We start from the raw sequence: 215 nt of genomic DNA on the forward strand, positions 1-215 counted from the left end.
ATGGCAAAAGAAAAGTTTGAACGCGTAAAACCGCACGTAAACGTTGGTACAATCGGCCACGTTGACCACGGTAAAACTACACTAACTGCAGCAATCACTAACGTACTTGCAAAAGTATACGGCGGTGTTGCTAAAGATTTCGCATCAATCGATAACGCTCCAGAAGAGCGCGAGCGTGGTATCACAATCTCAACTTCACACGTTGAGTACGATAC

1 protein-coding gene is annotated in these 215 nt (G+C 45.1%); it reads left to right on the plus strand.

Annotated features, from left to right (window positions below; translation table 11 throughout):
• Nucleotides 1–215: GTP-binding protein (locus CWB77_RS17775; RefSeq protein WP_021033140.1), on the plus strand; the 215-nt coding region annotated here is incomplete at its 3' end.

The organism is Pseudoalteromonas sp. S1610, from assembly GCF_005887465.1.
In the GTDB taxonomy this organism is placed as follows: Bacteria; Pseudomonadota; Gammaproteobacteria; order Enterobacterales; family Alteromonadaceae; genus Pseudoalteromonas; species Pseudoalteromonas undina.